The organism is Pseudomonas sp. B34(2017) (genome assembly GCF_002112915.1).
In the GTDB taxonomy this organism is placed as follows: Bacteria; Pseudomonadota; Gammaproteobacteria; order Pseudomonadales; family Pseudomonadaceae; genus Aquipseudomonas; species Aquipseudomonas pharyngis.
Genome location: NZ_NEJA01000007.1, coordinates 253,448 through 270,378, shown reverse-complemented (window position 1 = coordinate 270,378; position 16,931 = coordinate 253,448). Strand labels below are relative to the sequence as shown.

The 16,931-nt window shown below is 61.5% G+C and carries 14 protein-coding genes; 1 reads left to right on the top strand and 13 read right to left on the bottom strand.

The window, feature by feature from the left end; genetic code table 11:
- Positions 1–15: 15 nt before the first annotated feature.
- Both pgl and zwf read right to left on the bottom strand, forming a co-directional pair.
- Complete coding sequence (gene pgl, locus CAF80_RS22800) at positions 16–729, bottom strand: 6-phosphogluconolactonase (RefSeq protein ID WP_039766099.1); 714 nt, start codon at positions 727–729, stop codon at positions 16–18.
- Positions 716–2,182 carry a glucose-6-phosphate dehydrogenase gene (zwf, locus tag CAF80_RS22795; RefSeq protein ID WP_039766097.1) on the bottom strand — a complete coding sequence of 489 codons (1,467 nt, stop codon included), beginning with the start codon at positions 2,180–2,182 and terminating at the stop codon, positions 716–718. The genes pgl and zwf overlap by 14 nt, the downstream gene beginning before the upstream one ends.
- Before the next feature lie 226 nt (positions 2,183–2,408).
- Here zwf and CAF80_RS22790 point away from each other — a divergent pair, with 226 nt between their 5' ends.
- Positions 2,409–3,269 carry a MurR/RpiR family transcriptional regulator gene (locus CAF80_RS22790; protein ID WP_169842436.1) on the top strand — a complete coding sequence of 287 codons (861 nt, stop codon included), beginning with the start codon at positions 2,409–2,411 and terminating at the stop codon, positions 3,267–3,269.
- Positions 3,270–3,402: 133 nt separating this feature from the next.
- On the opposite strand, the gene CAF80_RS22785 is transcribed toward CAF80_RS22790, so the two are convergent.
- The 11 genes from CAF80_RS22785 to edd form a co-directional block, all read right to left on the bottom strand.
- A complete protein-coding gene (locus tag CAF80_RS22785) occupies positions 3,403–4,257 on the bottom strand; it encodes a D-hexose-6-phosphate mutarotase (RefSeq protein ID WP_039766094.1) in 855 nt (284 codons plus the stop codon).
- A gap of 116 nt (positions 4,258–4,373) precedes the next feature.
- Positions 4,374–5,720 (bottom strand): carbohydrate porin, encoded by a 1,347-nt coding sequence (locus CAF80_RS22780; protein ID WP_039766091.1) that lies wholly within the window; start codon positions 5,718–5,720, stop codon positions 4,374–4,376.
- A 132-nt stretch (positions 5,721–5,852) separates the two neighbouring features.
- Complete coding sequence (locus CAF80_RS22775) at positions 5,853–7,013, bottom strand: ABC transporter ATP-binding protein (RefSeq protein ID WP_085667960.1); 1,161 nt, start codon at positions 7,011–7,013, stop codon at positions 5,853–5,855.
- A gap of 2 nt (positions 7,014–7,015) precedes the next feature.
- Positions 7,016–7,861 (bottom strand): carbohydrate ABC transporter permease, encoded by an 846-nt coding sequence (locus tag CAF80_RS22770; RefSeq protein WP_007951164.1) that lies wholly within the window; start codon positions 7,859–7,861, stop codon positions 7,016–7,018.
- Positions 7,854–8,762, bottom strand: coding sequence for a carbohydrate ABC transporter permease (locus CAF80_RS22765; protein WP_007951166.1), 909 nt, complete (start codon positions 8,760–8,762; stop codon positions 7,854–7,856). Before CAF80_RS22765 ends, CAF80_RS22770 begins: the two co-directional genes overlap by 8 nt.
- A 109-nt stretch (positions 8,763–8,871) precedes the next feature.
- Positions 8,872–10,173: an ABC transporter substrate-binding protein gene (locus CAF80_RS22760; RefSeq protein WP_074688308.1), complete on the bottom strand. Its 1,302-nt coding sequence runs from the start codon at positions 10,171–10,173 to the stop codon at positions 8,872–8,874.
- Between the two features lie 118 nt (positions 10,174–10,291).
- Positions 10,292–11,551 carry an AGE family epimerase/isomerase gene (locus CAF80_RS22755; protein ID WP_085667959.1) on the bottom strand — a complete coding sequence of 420 codons (1,260 nt, stop codon included), beginning with the start codon at positions 11,549–11,551 and terminating at the stop codon, positions 10,292–10,294.
- A 104-nt stretch (positions 11,552–11,655) separates the two neighbouring features.
- Complete coding sequence (locus tag CAF80_RS22750; RefSeq protein WP_170928295.1) at positions 11,656–13,083, bottom strand: ATP-binding protein; 1,428 nt, start codon at positions 13,081–13,083, stop codon at positions 11,656–11,658.
- Positions 13,084–13,114: 31 nt separating this feature from the next.
- The gene (locus CAF80_RS22745) at positions 13,115–13,846 is read right to left on the bottom strand and encodes a response regulator (protein WP_074688312.1); all 732 of its coding nucleotides are present in this window, start codon (positions 13,844–13,846) and stop codon (positions 13,115–13,117) included.
- Between the two features lie 172 nt (positions 13,847–14,018).
- Entirely contained in the window at positions 14,019–14,972 is a 954-nt protein-coding gene (locus CAF80_RS22740; protein WP_085667958.1) for a glucokinase, read from the bottom strand.
- Positions 14,969–16,795 (bottom strand): phosphogluconate dehydratase, encoded by a 1,827-nt coding sequence (gene edd / locus CAF80_RS22735; protein ID WP_064598951.1) that lies wholly within the window; start codon positions 16,793–16,795, stop codon positions 14,969–14,971. The genes CAF80_RS22740 and edd overlap by 4 nt, the downstream gene beginning before the upstream one ends.
- Positions 16,796–16,931 lie beyond the last annotated feature (136 nt).

Genomic DNA, 16,931 nt, shown 5'->3' with positions numbered 1-16,931 from the left:
CGGCTGTTCCTTGGCTCATGGGCACCAGTAAATCTCTAACGTAGGTTGCAGAAACGCGCGAACCGGCATGGCGGCGACGTCGTTGGATGCCAGTGCGGCATTCAGGGTGGTCAGTTTCGACTGACCGGAAATCGACAGAATCTTGTGCCGCGCCGACGCCAGCAGCGCCCGGCTCATGGTCAGGCGCTGGCGTGGCACGCTTGGTGCGAGCATCGGCCAGCAGCGACGGGTGCCGTCGGCTTGCAGGGCTTCGGCCAGGTTCGGGCTGTCCGGGAACAATGATGCGGTGTGACCGTCATCACCCATGCCCAGCACCAGCACGTCAATGGGCGGCAATTCGGCGAGCAAACGATCAGCCTGCTCCGCAGCCTGCTCGACGTTGGCCGCCGCGCTGTAGAGGCTGAGGAACTGAGCCTTGGCCGCCGGGCCCCTGAGCAGATATTGCTTGAGCAGACCGGCGTTGCTGTCGGCATGTTCGACCGGCACCCAGCGCTCGTCGGCGAGGGTCACGACGACCTTCGACCAGTCCAGTTCCTGCTTGGCCAGGTGCTGGAAAAACGCCACCGGGCTACGACCGCCGGACACCACCAGCACCGCATTGCCACGTGCCGCCAGCGCTTCGCTCAATTGCTTGGCGACATTCAGCGCCAGGCCTTCGGCGAGCAGCACCGGGCTCTTGAATTCGCGGGCATTCACGCCCTCGGGCAGTTTCACATCAGATATCGCCATACCACGACCTCCCGTCCCGCGTGATCAATGCAATGGAGCTCATCGGCCCCCACGACCCGGCCGCATACGGCTTGGGCGCGTCGCCGGATTTTTTCCACCCGGCGATCAGCTGGTCACACCATTTCCACGCGGCTTCGATTTCATCTTTACGGACAAACAGGTTCTGATTGCCGTTCATCACTTCCAGCAACAACCGCTCGTAGGCATCGGGGATCCGAGCGCTGCGCCAGGTGTCGGAAAAATTCAGTTGCAGCGGACCGCTGCGCAGTTGCATGCCCTTGTCCAGGCCTTGCTCTTTGGTCATCACGCGCAAGGAAATGCCTTCGTCCGGTTGCAGGCGGATGATCAGTTTGTTGCTGATCTGCAGGCGCTGTTCGGGGGCGAAGATGTAGTGCGACGGTTCCTTGAAGTGGATGACGATCTGCGACAGTTTCTGCGGCATGCGCTTGCCGGTGCGCAGGTAGAACGGCACGCCGGCCCAGCGCCAGTTGCGAATGTCGGCACGCAGGGCAACGAAGGTTTCGGTATCGCTCTGGGCATTGGAATTCGGCTCTTCGAGGTAGCCCGGCACGGACTTGCCTTCGCTGTGCCCGGCGATGTACTGGCCGCGCACCACCTGCGTGGTGAGGCCTTCGGGACTGATTGGCGCCAGGGCCTTGAGCACTTTCACTTTTTCATCGCGGATGCTGTCGGCGGACAGGTCGGCCGGCGGATCCATGGCAATCAGGCAGAGCAGTTGCAGCAGGTGGTTCTGGATCATGTCCCGCAACTGGCCGGCCTTGTCGAAGTAACCCCAGCGGCCTTCGATACCGACTTTCTCGGCCACGGTGATTTCCACGTGGGAGATGTAGTTCTGGTTCCACTGGGTTTCGAACAGGCTGTTGGCGAAACGCAGGGCGATGAGGTTCTGAACAGTCTCTTTGCCCAGGTAGTGGTCGATGCGGTAGGTGCGGTTCTCCGGGAAGAACTGCGCCACGGCGTCGTTGACCTTGCGCGAGGATTCGAGGTCGGAGCCGATCGGTTTTTCCAGCACCACGCGGGTGTTTTCCGCCAGACCGACGTTCGCCAGATTCTCGCAAATCGCGCCGTACACCGCCGCCGGAGTGGCGAAGTAGGCAATCATGCGTTGCGTGCTGCCGGCCAGTTCGGCCAGCGCCACGTAATCTTCAGCCTTGAGGAAGTCGACGTGCAGGTAGGTCAGGCGCGCCAGAAAGCGCTCGGCCACGGCCTCGTCCAGCTCCTTGCCCACATAACGACGCAGCTCGGCGGCGATGAACGCCAGGTGCTGCTGCTCGGTGCCCGTCTCACGGGCCAGTGCGATAACGCGCGTGTCCTCGTGCAACAGGCCGGCGCCATCAAGGTGATAAAGGGCAGGAAACAGCTTGCGCAGGGCCAGATCGCCCAAGGCGCCGAACAAGGCGAAGGTGCACGGTTCAACCGTAATCGAAGGCATGATGTTTGTTCTTTTATCAAGTTAAGCTACAAATACCTTTTTTCAAGGCATCACTCAAGGGAAAATGTAGTAATAACCACAACATTTTCGCAAAATACAGATTCCGAGTGGTGGTCGGTCGGAGCCATCAGTAGGATAGGCCACCGTCACGGGCCACATCAAAGGCCCAATTTGCATAGCCGCGCGCTTATCGGCGCCGGTGAATCTAGGAATTCTTATGGACCGCGTGCGAAATTTACTGGAACAGATCCAGAGTCGCCTTGAAGAGCTGAACAAGGCCGAACGCAAAGTCGCCGAAGTGATCCTGCTCAACCCACAGCAGGCCACCCGCTTCAGCATCGCCGCCCTCGCCCAGGCGGCGTCGGTCAGTGAACCGACGGTCAACCGTTTCTGCCGTTCGTTCGGCGTCAGCGGCTACCCCGAACTCAAGTTGCAACTGGCGCAGAGCCTGGCCAGCGGCGCGGCCTATGTCAGCCGCGCAGTGGAAGCTGACGACAATCCCGAGGCCTATACGCAGAAGATTTTCGGCAGTGCGATCGCCTCCCTGGACAGCGCGTGCCAGGCACTGGACCCGAACCTGATCAGCCGCGCCGTCGACCTGTTGATCCAGGCCCGGCAGATCCACTTCTTCGGCCTGGGTGCTTCGGCGCCGGTGGCGCTGGATGCGCAGCACAAGTTCTTCCGCTTTAACCTGGCAGTCACCGCCCACGCCGATGTGCTGATGCAACGGATGATTGCCTCGGTGGCGCACACCGGCGAGCTGTTCGTGATCATTTCCTACACCGGCCGCACGCGCGAACTGGTGGAAGTGGCGCGCATCGCCCGGGAGAACGGCGCTTCGGTGCTGGGCCTGACCGCCGAGAACTCGCCGCTGGCCAAGGCCAGTACGCTTAGCCTGAATATTCCGCTGCCGGAAGACACCGACATCTATATGCCGATGACTTCGCGGATCATTCAGTTGACCGTGCTGGATGTACTGGCGACGGGGATGACCTTGCGTCGCGGGGTGGATTTCCAGCCGCATCTGCGCAAGATCAAAGAGAGCTTGAATGCGAGCCGGTATCCGGTGGGTGACGAGTTCAACTAGTTCGCGCTGATCGTTCCCACGCTCTGCGTGGGAACGCCTCAAGGGACGCTCTGCGTCCAGTGACGCGGAGCGTCACGGGCTGCATTCCCACGCGGAGCGTGGGAACGATCATCGCTCTGCATGGGAGCGATCATTACGCAGCAGCCCACGCCTGCAAACTCAAATGCGCCTTCTCCCCCGGCGCCAGATGCAGGCTGTCGGTGCCGCCCGCCGCCGCTTCAACACAGACAAACTCCGAGATCTCATCCCAGGTCACGCCGAGCAACGGCCGCGTCCCCGGATGCCACACCACGGTGTCCGCGCTGTCGCCGGTATCGATGCACAACTCGCGCTGCCAGGCGTGATCCTTGAGCTGCAATTCGCCGTCATGCTGGAACACCCGCTGACAGCCGCCATCGACCCGCAACTCGCCTTCCTGCTGACAAATCTCACGGTTCAACTGGTCGTAACCCTGCGCCCCTTCGAGCCCAGACAGCGCTATCTCACTCACATCGCCAATACGCCAGTAAGCATGCAAAGCCTGGCTCAACTGGCACGGCATGTCGTCCTGATGCTCGGTGCTCAGGCGCAATTCCATGCGTTCGCCCAGGTGCGCGTGCAGGTCCACCTGCCAATCGCACAGCTGCAATTGCCAATGCAGGCGCACGCCGTCATCGCCGGTGCTGCTGTCGAGCAGTTTCCAGTCCAGCAATCGCGCCCAGCCATGGGACGGCCACGCGTTTTCGCTCGGGTGACGGCCATACCACGGCCAGCACACCGGCACGCCGCCGCGAATCGCGCCGACATGCGGCCATTTCGCCGCGCACCACAACCACGGCTTTTGCCCACGCGGTTGAAAGTGCAGCAATTGCGCGCCCTGGCGACTGAACACCGCCTGACACAGCGGATGATCGATCACCAGCACATCGCGCATCTGATAGCGCTCCCAGGCGAACACCGGTCGTTCACGCAAGGATTTGAAGAAGCGTTGCAGCGGATGCTCATGCATGGGCCACGGTTCCAGATTCAACTTTCATGGGCTGCGACACCCCTTTCCAAAAAAAAGCGGACAGCCTTGGCTGTCCGCAAATATGCGCACATAGAGAGGAGCTTATCGCAGACGCGTCAGAACGTAGACTGAATTTTCAGGCCAGCGACCAAAGCGTTATCCACTTCATCCACACCGCCCGGATGAGTGATGTATTGCAGGTTCGGGCGTACGGTCAGCCAGTTGGTCACGTGGAAGCCGTAGTTGATCTCGTAGTTGTATTCGGTTTCGCGAATCGGCGAGAACACCGGATTGTCGTAATCCGAAACGCCATTGGAGACGTTAAGCAGTTCGGCGTTTTTCTTCACGTCATCGTTGACGTGAATACGCGCAGCACCGATACCGAAGTCATCCTTCGGACGCGCATCGAACAGACCTTTGTACACAAACATCACGGACTGATAGTTGTCGATGAAGTTGGTGTCCTTGTCGTGGAACGTGGCGTTGGCAGCGATGCTCAGACCACGGCTCTTGTCACCGTTATGGCTGGTGAGTTGCTGTTGCGCAACGAACCAGTAACCGTGCTTGCTGCTGTGGGTGCGGTAGGCATCACCGGTGGTCGCCGCGTCGAAACCGTTGACGTCTTCGCGAACGTCGTCGGCATCGGCCGTGCTCTTGTAGTAACCGACACGGTATTCGCCCGGCAGGCTGTTCGGGTTAGGCAACCAGACCAGTTCCACTGGCAATACGGTGCCTTTGGTGCCACTGCCGCTCAACTTGAAGCCGTTGCCGTGTTCCAGCTGCGACGGGTTCTGGTTGTACGCACCGATCTGTGCGTAGAGTTCGTCGTTGATGTTGTATTTGACGCGAATGGCCGCCTGGCTGACCGGCCAGTTGTACCAGATGTTGGTCGCCCAGTTACCCACTTGCGAGCCGCAGAACGCCAGGTTCTGGAACTCGCACGGGAAGGTGTTGAAGTCTTCGCCTTCGCCGAAGTAACCGGCCTTGACGTCGAGTTTGTTGTCGAAGAACTGGTGTTTGATCCACAACTGGGTCAGACGCACCATATGGCCACGACCGTAGACTTCCTGCGAGGAGCTGAGTGTGCCGGCACGCGGATCGCCAACACGATCGTTGGAAATGTTTTCGCCATTACGGTTGGTCAGCTGGATCTTGGCCTGGGTGTTGTCCCAACCCCACAGTTTTTGCAGGTCCAGCGCCACGCCCAGACCGAACTGGTCGGAGTAACGCGCCGTCTTGTCGTTGTTGTAGCCGCCGTGAAGGTTGCCGCCCACCTCACCGACGTAGTCCATCTTGATGTCGATGCCCTGCTCGATCAGCTTGGTCCGCTCGCCACCCCAGTCCCCGGTCATCCACTCCGAATCGGAGCTGAACGCGTCAGCCGCGTGGACGCTGCCGGCCAGCATCATTGCCGCAACTGCTGACAACTGGCCGATTCGCTGAGCGTTGTTGTTCTTCTTCATCCCTACATCCTCGTTTTATTGTTATTAACTGTTCTTCTTATTTAACGCGGTTTACATCTGATGCGGCGCGCGACAGGCCACGCACCGCGTGCTCCCTGCGAGAACGGGCCTGCCCGCTCCCGCCTGTGTTCATCAGCGACCCTTGAACTGGGCCACGTTGGCGCTGTGCGACTCGGCTTTCGGCAGGCCCGCAATCCCCAGGCGTTCGCCGGACTGGGCGTCGAACAGCAGCACTTTCGACGGATCGAACTGCAGGGTCAGGGTTTCGCCCACCTGCGGCGCCACATCCGGCGCCAGACGGCAGCAGACCTTGGTGTCGTTGAGGTTGACGAACACCAGGGTGTCCGGACCGGTCGGCTCGGTGACCTGCACTTCAGCCTTGATGCTCGGCAGACCGTTGCCCTCGCCGTTCGCCAGCGCAATCTGCTCCGGGCGCAGGCCGAGGATCACTTCGCGGTCTTCGAGACCCGCGTCCTGCATCGCCATCGGCAATTCGCAGCGGGCCTGGCCGCTGTCGAGCAGCGCCACCAGACGACCGTCCTTGCGCTGCAGGCGCAGCGGGATGAAGTTCATCGGCGGCGAACCGATGAAGCTCGCCACGAACAGGTTGGCCGGGTCGTTGTAGATCTCTTTCGGCGTACCGAACTGCTGAATGATCCCGTCCTTCATCACCGCCACTTTGTCGCCCAGGGTCATCGCTTCGATCTGGTCGTGGGTCACGTAGACCGTGGTGGTTTTCAGGCGCTGGTGCATCAGTTTCATTTCGGTGCGCATCTCGACGCGCAGCTTGGCGTCGAGGTTGGACAGCGGTTCGTCGAACAGGTAGATCTTCGGCCGACGCGCCAGCGCACGGCCCATCGCCACGCGCTGCTGCTGACCGCCGGAGAGCTGGCCCGGCTTGCGATTGAGCAGGTGCTCGATCTGCAACAGCTTGGCCACGCGGGCGACTTCTTCGTCGATCGCCGACTGGCTCATCTTGCGGATCTTCAGACCGAACTCGATGTTCTCGCGCACGCTCATGGTCGGGTACAGCGCGTAGGACTGGAACACCATGGCGATGTCACGATCCTTGGGGCTCATGCCGCTGACGTCCTGGTCGCCGATCATGATTGCGCCGCCGGTGATGGTTTCCAGGCCGGCGATGCAGTTCATCAGGGTCGACTTGCCGCAGCCCGAAGGCCCAACGAGGATCAGGAACTCACCGTCCTTGATCGACAGTTCGATGTTCTTCAGGGTGTCCGGCAGGCCGGCACCGTAGGTCTTGTTTACATTGCGAAGTTCGAGCGTAGCCATGATTACCCCTTGACTGCGCCGGCCGTCAGCCCGCGCACGAAATACTTGCCTGCGACCACATAGACCAGCAGGGTCGGCAGCCCGGCGATCATCGCCGCCGCCATGTCCACGTTGTATTCCTTGGCCCCGGTGCTGGTGTTGACCAGGTTGTTCAGCGCCACCGTGATCGGTTGCGAATCACCGCTGGAGAACACCACGCCGAACAGGAAGTCGTTCCAGATCTGGGTGAACTGCCAGATCAGGCAGACCATGATGATCGGCGTCGACATCGGCAGGATGATCTGGCGGAAGATCGTGAAGAACCCCGCGCCATCGAGGCGCGCCGCCTTGATCAGCGCATCCGGAATGCTCACGTAGTAGTTACGGAAAAACAGCGTGGTGAACGCCAGACCGTAGACCACATGGATGAACACAAGGCCCGTGGTGGTGCTCGCCAGGCCCATCTTGCCGAGGGTGAACGACGCCGGCAGCAGCACGGTCTGGAACGGCAGGAAGCAACCGAACAGCAGCAGGCCGAAGAACAGCTGCGAACCGCGAAAGCGCCAGAACGACAGCACATAACCGTTCAACGCACCGATAGCGGTGGAGATGATCACGGCCGGAACGGTGATCTTGATAGAGTTCCAGAAGTAGCCGTCAACGGTGGCCCAGGCTTTCACCCAGCCGATGCCGCTGACCACGGTCGGCCAGCTCAGCAGGTTGCCGGTGGAAATGTCTTCCGGGGTCTTGAAGCTGGTCAGCAGCATGACCACCAGCGGTACCAGATACAGCAGGACCGCGAGGATCAGCACCGCGTAGATCGCGATGCGACTCAGGCTGATGGCCGGTTTGGAGGCGAGACTAGTCATGACGCTTGGTCCTCAGCTCGGAGTACAGGTAAGGCACGATGATCGCGAGGATCGCACCGAGCATCAGGATTGCACTGGCCGAGCCCATGCCCATCTGTCCACGGCTGAACGTGAACGAGTACATGAACATCGCCGGCAAATCGGAGGAATAACCCGGGCCGCCGGCCGTCATGGCCGCCACCAGGTCGAAGCTCTTGATCGCGATGTGCGCCAGAATCATCACCGCACTGAAGAACACCGGACGCAGGCTTGGCAGCACCACTTTCCAGTAGATGCGCGGCATGCTCGCGCCGTCGATCTGGGCGGCACGGATGATCGACTGATCAACGCCACGCAGACCGGCGAGAAACATCGCCATGATGAAGCCCGAGGCTTGCCAGACCGCCGCGATCACCAGGCAATACACCACGCGATCCGGGTCGATCAGCCAGTCGAGACGGAAGCCTTCCCAGCCCCAGTCCCGCAGCAATTTGTCCAGGCCCATGCCCGGGTTGAGCAGCCATTTCCACGCAGTACCGGTCACGATCATCGAGAGCGCCATCGGGTACAGGTAAATGGTGCGGATAAAGCCTTCGCGACGGATTTTCTGGTCGAGGAAAATCGCCAGTGTCACGCCGATTACCAGGGTGATGCCGATGAACATGCCGCCAAACACGGCCAGGTTCTTGCTCGCCACCCACCAGCGGTCGTTGTCGAACAGACGCTCGTATTGCGCCAGGCCTGCCCACTTGTAGTTCGGCAGGAACGTCGACGTGGTGAACGACAGGACAAACGTCCAGAGGATATAGCCATAGAAGCCCACCAGAACGATGAACATGCTCGGCGCCAGCACCAGTTTCGGTAGCCAGCGCTGCAATGCGTCGAACGGCGAGGCCTTGCTGAACACAGCAACAGAACTCATGGGAAGATCCAATAAAAAAAGAGAAGAGCAGCTACGAGTTGAGAGCTGCAAGACCAGCAGAGCAGCGCTCTTGTCTCGCAGCTTGTAGCTCGCAGCTCGTCGCTACCGCTTACTTGGCAGCCTTGATGGCAGTGCCGAGTTTCTTGGCAGCGTCGGCCGGGTCGGCTTTCGGGTCGTTGATGTAGTTGGTCACGACATCAAAGAACGCACCCTGCACGGCCAGCGTGGTCGCCATGTTGTGCGCCATGCTCGGTTGCAGGCCGCCGCTCTTGGCGTCTGCCAGGAAGTCCTTGGCAGCGGTCTGGGCGCAGGAGTCGAAACCGTACTTGCCCATGTCGGCGAGCATGTCGTTACGCACCGGGATCGAGCCCTTGTTGATGCTGAAGACTTTCTGGAAGTTTTCACCCAGCACGACTTTGGCGATGTCCTGCTGACCGGCCGCGGTGCCCGCGTCCTTCTGCTTGAACACGGCCAGCGAGTCGATGTTGTAGGTGAACGCCTTGTCGGTGCCCGGGAACGCTACGCACTCGTAGTCCTTGCCGGCGACTTTCTTGGCGGCGGTCCATTCGGACTTGGCCCAGTCACCCATGATCTGCATGCCGGCCTTGCCGTTGATGACCTTGGCCGCTTCCAGGTTCCAGTCCTGGCCTTTGCCGTCCGGGTCCATGTAGGTCGCGACTTTCTTCAGCTCGGTCAGGGCCTTGACCATTTCCGGACCGGTCAGGGCAGCGTTGTCCAGGTCGACCAGGGCTTTCTTGTAACCATCAACACCCATCACCGACAGCACGACCGCTTCGAACACGGTGCTGTCCTGCCATGGCTGACCGCCGTGGGCCAGCGGGATGAAGCCCGCCGCTTTCAGCTTGTCGCCGGCGGCGTAGAATTCTTCGAGGGTGGTCGGGGCTTTTTCGATACCGGCTTTCTTGAAGACTTCCGGGTTGATCCACAGCCAGTTCACGCGGTGAATGTTCACCGGCACGGCCACGTAATCACCTTCGAACTTCACGGTGTCGGAGACTTTCTTGTCGAGCAGGCTGTCCCACTTCTCGGACTTGGAAACGTCCTTCAGCACGTCAGTGTCGAGCAGACCGGTCGACGCCCATTCCTGGATGTCCGGGCCCTTGATCTGGGCAACGCCTGGCGGGTTGCCGGCTACTGCGCGGCTTTTCAGCACGGTCATGGCAGTCGCACCGCCACCGCCGGCGACAGCGCCGTCTTTCCAGGTGAAACCGTCTTTCTCGACTTGTGCCTTGAGCACATCGACGGCAGCTTTTTCGCCACCGGACGTCCACCAATGCACGACTTCCACCGAACCTTTGGATTCGGCAGCGGAAACACTCAGGGGCAGCACAGCGAGCGGGAACAGGGAGGCGACAGAAATGACAGTAGCGAGGCGAGAAATCGCATTCATCTGAGATGTACCTTTCTTGTTGTTATGCATGCAAGTCTGGTGCTTGCGCTGCACACGAGTTTAAACAGAGCGTTTCCCCCCGCAGGTAACGAAGGGACGCGCGAATGTCACCACATGGTTACACAGGAACGCTTCGAGACAGGTGTGCCAGAGCACTGGCCATGCTCGGTGCCAGCGGCAGACGCGGAATCAGAACGGCCTGCCAGGCGTGGTACAGATCCGGTTTGCCCGCCCAGATATCGGCACTCGGGCGGTTTTGCGGATCAAGTTCGTGGTGCCAACTGCCGTCGCAGCGGTCGATGAAATACATTTCGCAAAATTCCCAGAACAGGCGATACCAGGTTTCGTACTGCGCATCGCCGGTGCGTTTGAGCAAGGCACTGGCGGCAGCGCTGGCCTCGGCGTGGGTCCAGTGCAGGCGATGGAGCACCACCGCTTTGTTGTTCCAGTCGAGGGTATAGACGATGCCCGGCGCACCATCGACGTCCCAGCCATAACGGCAGTTTTGTTCGAACAGCTTTTGCGCATCGGTGGCCAGCCAGCCGGGCGTGAGCATGCCGGCCTGGACCCGCGCGGCTTCGAGGTGCAGCAACAGCCGCGCCCACTCGAAACCATGGCCCGGCGTGGTGCCGTAGGGACGGAAACCATCGGCGGGATTGTCATGGTTGTACTCGCGCAGCGGTTGCCAGTCGCGGTCGAAATGCTCGATCACCAGGTAATCGTTGGCGGCGGCGTGCCCGTGAATCACCCGCTCGACGATGCGTTGCGCACGCACCAGCCAGCGCGGGTCTTCGGTGACATCGGCCAAGGCAAGGAAGGCTTCGGTGGCGTGCATGTTGCTGTTGGCGCCGCGATAGGCTTCTTCTTCGCGCCAGTCGCGGTTGAAGAACTCGCGCATGGCGCCCTCTTCTTCGCTCCAGAAATACGTGTCGATGATGTCGATGGCGTCATCCAGCAATGCCTGGGCGCCGGGACGCTGGGCGACTACTGCGGAGCTGGCCGCGAGAGCGACGAAAGCATGCAGATAAGCGTTCTTGCCGGTGTTGCCGTCACGGTGTTCGGTGACAGCGAACCAGCCGCCGTGCATCGCATCGCGCAACGGGCCGCGCAGGGCCGCAATGCCGTGATCGACCAGCTCGGCGAACCCCGGCAGGCCCTGAATGTGGGCCATGGCGAAGCTGTGGGTCATGCGTGCGGTGTTCATGGTTTCGGCTTGCGCGCCGACCTGGAGCTGGCCGCGCTCATCGAGATTGCCAAACCCTTCGGGCAGCCGTGAAGCCTTGGCAAATGCCAGCAGGCGCAGGCCTTCATCGGCGAGCCATTGCTGGTGGGCAGGGGCGTTCAGCCAACTGCTGAAGCCCGGATTGAAATGATCCATGGGTGGCCTTTTTTGTTGTTATGACTGCGGGCAGTCTAAACAACGGGCCGGGAGGGGCTTGTAACGAAGGGGGCGAGTTTTGTCACCGACTGGTGACAATCAGATCAATCCGCCGAACGCGGCAATTGCAGGGTCACGCGCAATCCGCCTTCGCGCAGGTTCTGCAGCGTCACTTCACCGCCATGGCTATGGGCAATGTTGCGGGCGATCCCCAAACCGAGACCGTAACCCTGCTGCTGTCCCGCCAGCCGGAAGTGCGGCTCGAACACCTGCTCCAGCCGCTGCTCCGGCACGCCCGGCCCTTCATCGTCGACATGCAGCACAAACGCGCGATCATCGTCATCGATGTGCAGGTGGGCGTTCTGCCCGTACTTCAACGCGTTGTCGATCAGGTTGCCGATGCAACGCTTGAGCGCCAGCGGCTTGCCCGGATACGCCGCCAACGCCCGCCCCTGCTGCGTCACGCGACCATTGCCGGCCGGCGCCAGATACGGCTCCACCAGGCAGTCGAGCACATGGTTCAGATCCACCGGCTCGATGTTTTCGTGGATGTCGGTGTCCTTCACGCACTGCAGCGCGCCCTTGACCAGCAGCTCCAGTTCGTCCAGATCACGGCCGAACTTGGTTTGCAGCTTCTCGTCTTCCAGCAGTTCGACCCGCAGTCGTAGACGCGTGATCGGTGTGCGCAGGTCATGGGAAATCGCGCTGAACAACTGGCTGCGCTCGGTCAGGTAACGGCTGATCCGCTCGCGCATGGTGTTGAAGGCGCGGCCCACTTCCACCACTTCGCTGCCGCCGCCCTCGGCCACCGGCTCGACATCGGCGCCCAGCGACAAATCCCGCGCGGCCCGTGCCAGACGCTTGAGCGGCCGACTCTGCCAGTGCACCAGCAGGCCGATGAACAACAACAGAAAACCGCTGGTGAAGACGATGAACCACACCTGTTGGGTCGGCAGGCCCTGCTCTTCGAGACTGGTGTAGGGCTCGGGCAGCAGCGAGGCGATGTACAGCCATTCACCCGGCGCCAACTGAATCTGGGTCACGAGCACCGGCGGATTCACCGGTTCCAGGGTCAGTGCGTAATGCGCCCACGAACGTGGCAACTCATCGAGTTTCAACCCGGCATTGAAGATCCGTAAGTCATCGGGGCTGACGAAGGTCACCAGAATGTCGGTGTCCTGGCCCAGCGACTGACGCAGCACTTCATCCACCGCTTTCAGTACCGCGGCCTTGCGCGGCGTCACCGGCAGCACTTCCATGCCCAGCGGTTTGTCATTCAGCGTCACCACAAAACGCGTGCCGCCCATGCTGCGCAATTGATCGAGCACCAGCGGCCGATAGGCCACCGGCAACGAGCGGAAATAACTGACGCTGGCGGTCATCGAATGGGCGAGGCTGCGGGCGCTGGTGACCAGTCCTTCGAGCTGGGTCGCGCGCAATTGGGAAACCCAGATCACGCTGGACAGCGTCTGGGCGAACAACACCGCGAGCAGCGTCAGCAGCAGCATTCGCCCAAGCAGCGAACGCGGCATCGGCACTTTGCGCGCGGTGGTGCGCAGGAACTCAGTGACCATTGCCGGCAACCACATTGGCTGCCAGTTGGTAGCCGCTGCCGCGCACGGTGCGGATCAGGCGTGGCGGTTTTTCAGTGTCGCGCAGACGCTGGCGCAAACGGCTGACGGCCATGTCGACGATGCGATCAAGCGGCATCAGGTCGCGGCCACGGGTGGCGTTGCCGATGGTGTCGCGGTCGAGGATTTCCTGGGGATGATCAAGAAACAGTTTCAACAGGGCGAAGTCGGCGCCGGACAGAATCACCTCCTCGCCGTCGGCGTGAAACAGCCGATGGCTGACCATGTCCAGCCGCCATTCATCGAACGCCAGCACTTCACTGCCGCCGCGATCCTGGCCGAATTGGGCGCGACGCAGCAGGGCCTTGATCCGGGCTTGCAGTTCGCGGGGGCTGAAAGGTTTGCCGAGGTAATCGTCGGCGCCGAGCTCCAGGCCGATGACCCGGTCGGCTTCGTCGGAACTGGCGGTGAGCATGATGATCGGCACCTGGGCCTGACGCGGATGCTGGCGCACCCAGCGGCACAGGCTGAAGCCGTCTTCATCCGGCAGCATCACATCGAGGATCACCAGATCGCTCGGCGCTTCGTTCAGCGCCTGACGGAAACCGGCGCCATCCGCCGTGGCCCGTACCTGAAAACCCGCGCGGGTCAGGTAGGTTTCCAGCAACTCGCGTATCTCCTGGTCGTCATCGACCAACAAAATCGACTTGTTGACTGAGCTCACTTCGAAGGCATCCTTGTTGTTGGAATTGGGCGGATTATGCCTGATGTGTAGACCGATCGTTCCCACGCTCTGCGTGGGAATGTATCAAGGGACGCTCCGCGTCCAGTGACGCGGAGCGTCACGGGCTGTATTCCCACGCAGAGGGTTCGACGCCTCGACGTGGGAACGATCTTCAGCCTTCCTGTTCGAGCGCCACTCCTGCACCGACGAGCCCCGAGTACGGCGCTGTCACCAGCCACACCGGAATCCCCTTGAAGTAATCGCTCATGCAGCCCTTGTCGGCGAAGCTGCGGGCGAAACCGCTTTCGAGGAAGAAATCGGCGAAACGCGGAATCACGCCGCCCACGATGTACACCCCGCCACGGCCGCCAGTGGTCAGCACGTTGTTGCCGGCCACGCGACCGAGCCAGCAGCAGAACTGCTCCAGCACTTCCAGGGCGATCGGGTCGCCTGCAAGACCTGCCGCAGTGATGGCTTCCGGCGTATCGAGTTTGGGCTCGTGGCCATCCACCGCGCAGATCGCCCGGTAGACCCGCGGCAAGCCGCCACCGCTCAACGCGGTTTCCGCGCTGACGTGGCCGATTTCGTTGTAGATGTGCTGCCACAATTGGGTTTCACGCGGACTGCTCAGCGGCAGATCGACGTGGCCGCCCTCTCCCGGCAACGCGGCAAACCGACCTTCCCCCAGATCGAGCAAGGTGCCGACGCCCAGGCCAGTGCCCGGACCGATCACCACTGCCGGGCGCAATGGCTCAGGCTCGCCCTCGCAGACCACGCGAAATTCGCCGGGCTGCAAACGGGTCATGCCCAGCGCCATCGCCGAGAAATCGTTGATCAGCAACAACTGCTCGACCTGCAAGGTCTGGCAGAACGCCTTGCGACTCAGGCGCCAGTGGTTGTTGGTGAACTTGAACTCATCGCCGCTCACCGGCCCCGCCACCGACAGGCACACCGAGCCGATAGCGCCCGGCACCAGACCGAGCCCGCCGAGGTAGAGGCTGATCGCCTCTTCCGGGCTGGCGTGGTCGGCCGTGGCCAGCACCTGAACCGATTCGAGCTGCTGATCTTTCCACAACGCGAACCGCGCGTTGGTGCCTCCGATGTCACCGACCAAAGCCAGTTTCAATTAAGCGTCTCCAGGGCAGAAGTGAAGGCGCTGGCGCCCTGCTCCGCCGAGCTGAAGGCCAAACGCATGAAGCCGAATAGTTCGCGACCGCTGCCGATGTTGTTGCCCAACAGGCCTTTGGCGGGTTCGCGCGCTGCGAATTCGGCGGCGTCCACCTTGAGTTCCAAAGTGCCTTTGACGCCATCGACGCGGATGATATCGCCCTCTTGCACGCGCGCCAAAGCGCCGCCGACATAAGCTTCGGGGCTGACATGAATCGCCGCCGGGATTTTCCCGGATGCGCCGGACATGCGCCCGTCCGTCACCAGTGCCACCTTGAAGCCGCGATCCTGCAGCACACCAAGGAACGGCGTCATCTTGTGCAGCTCCGGCATGCCATTGGAACGCGGGCCCTGGAAGCGCATCACCGCGACGAAATCCTTCTCCAGCAGACCGGCCTTGAAGGCGTCCGCCAGATCTTGCTGATCCTGGAACACCATGGCCGGTGCTTCGACGATCTGGTTTTCCAGCGCGACGGCGGACACCTTCATCACGCCGCGACCGAGGTTGCCTTCCATCACGCGCAAGCCGCCCTCTGCCGAGAACGCACGGGCCACCGGACGCAGGATGTTTTCGTCGAGGCTGTCGGTCGGGCCTTCGCGCCACACCAGCTTGCCGTTATCGAGGAACGGCTCCTTGGTGTACTGGCTCAGGCCGTGGCCGAGCACGGTGTTGACGTCTTCGTGCAGCAGGCCGGCTTCGAGCAGTTCGCGGATCAGGAACGACATGCCGCCCGCTGCCTGGAAGTGGTTGATGTCAGCCTTGCCGTTTGGATAAACGTGGCTCAGGGTCGGCACGACTTCGGAGAGGTCGGCCATGTCCTGCCAGGTCAGCTGAATGCCCGCCGCCATGGCGATGGCCGGCATGTGCAGGGTGTGGTTGGTCGAACCGCCGGTGGCGTGCAGCGCGACGATCGAGTTGACCAGCGCCTTCTCGTCGACGATTTCGCCGATCGGCAGGAAGTTACCGTTCTGTTTGGTCAGGCGCGTGACCTGGTGCGCGGCTTCGCGGGTCAGGGCCTCACGCAGCGGGGTGTTCGGGTTGACGAAGGACGCGCCCGGCAAGTGCAGGCCCATCACCTCCATCAGCAGCTGGTTGGTGTTGGCGGTGCCGTAGAAAGTGCAGGTGCCCGGGCTGTGGTAGGACTTCATTTCCGATTCCAGCAGCTCTTCGCGAGTCGCCTTGCCTTCGGCGTACTTCTGCCGCACGTCGGCTTTTTCCTTGTTGGAAATCCCCGAGACCATCGGCCCGCCCGGTACGAAGATCGTCGGCAGGTGACCAAAACGCAGCGAGCCCATCATCAGGCCCGGCACGATCTTGTCGCAGATGCCGAGCATCAGCGCGCCGTCGAACATGTTGTGAGACAGCGCCACCGCCGTCGACATCGCGATCACTTCGCGGCTCGGCAGGCTCAGCTCCATGCCCGGCTCGCCCTGGGTCACGCCGTCGCACATGGCCGGCGTACCGCCGGCGAACTGGCCGACCGAGCCGATTTCGCGCAGGGCGTTCTTGATCTGTTCCGGGAAGACTTCGTACGGCTGGTGCGCCGAAAGCATGTCGTTATATGACGAAACAATTGCGATGTTCGCCGAGTTCATCATCCGCAGGCTGTGCTTGTCTTCGCTGCCACACCCGGCCACGCCGTGGGCGAAGTTGGCGCATTGCAGTTTGCCGCGCATCGGCCCGTCGGTGGCGGCGCCGCGAATCAGCGCAAGGTAAGCCTGACGCGTGGCGCGGCTGCGGGCGATAAGCCGTTCGGTGACCTCAAGAACGCGGGGATGCATGTGTAGAACTCCAGGCTAACGGATGTGGCGACCTGATTGTCTATGCTGATCAAAAGCCCGTTCGCGTGGGATGACGAACGGTTTTGTTGATCATTCGGACCAGTTGATTCAGGTCACTCGTTGTAGATAAAACAAA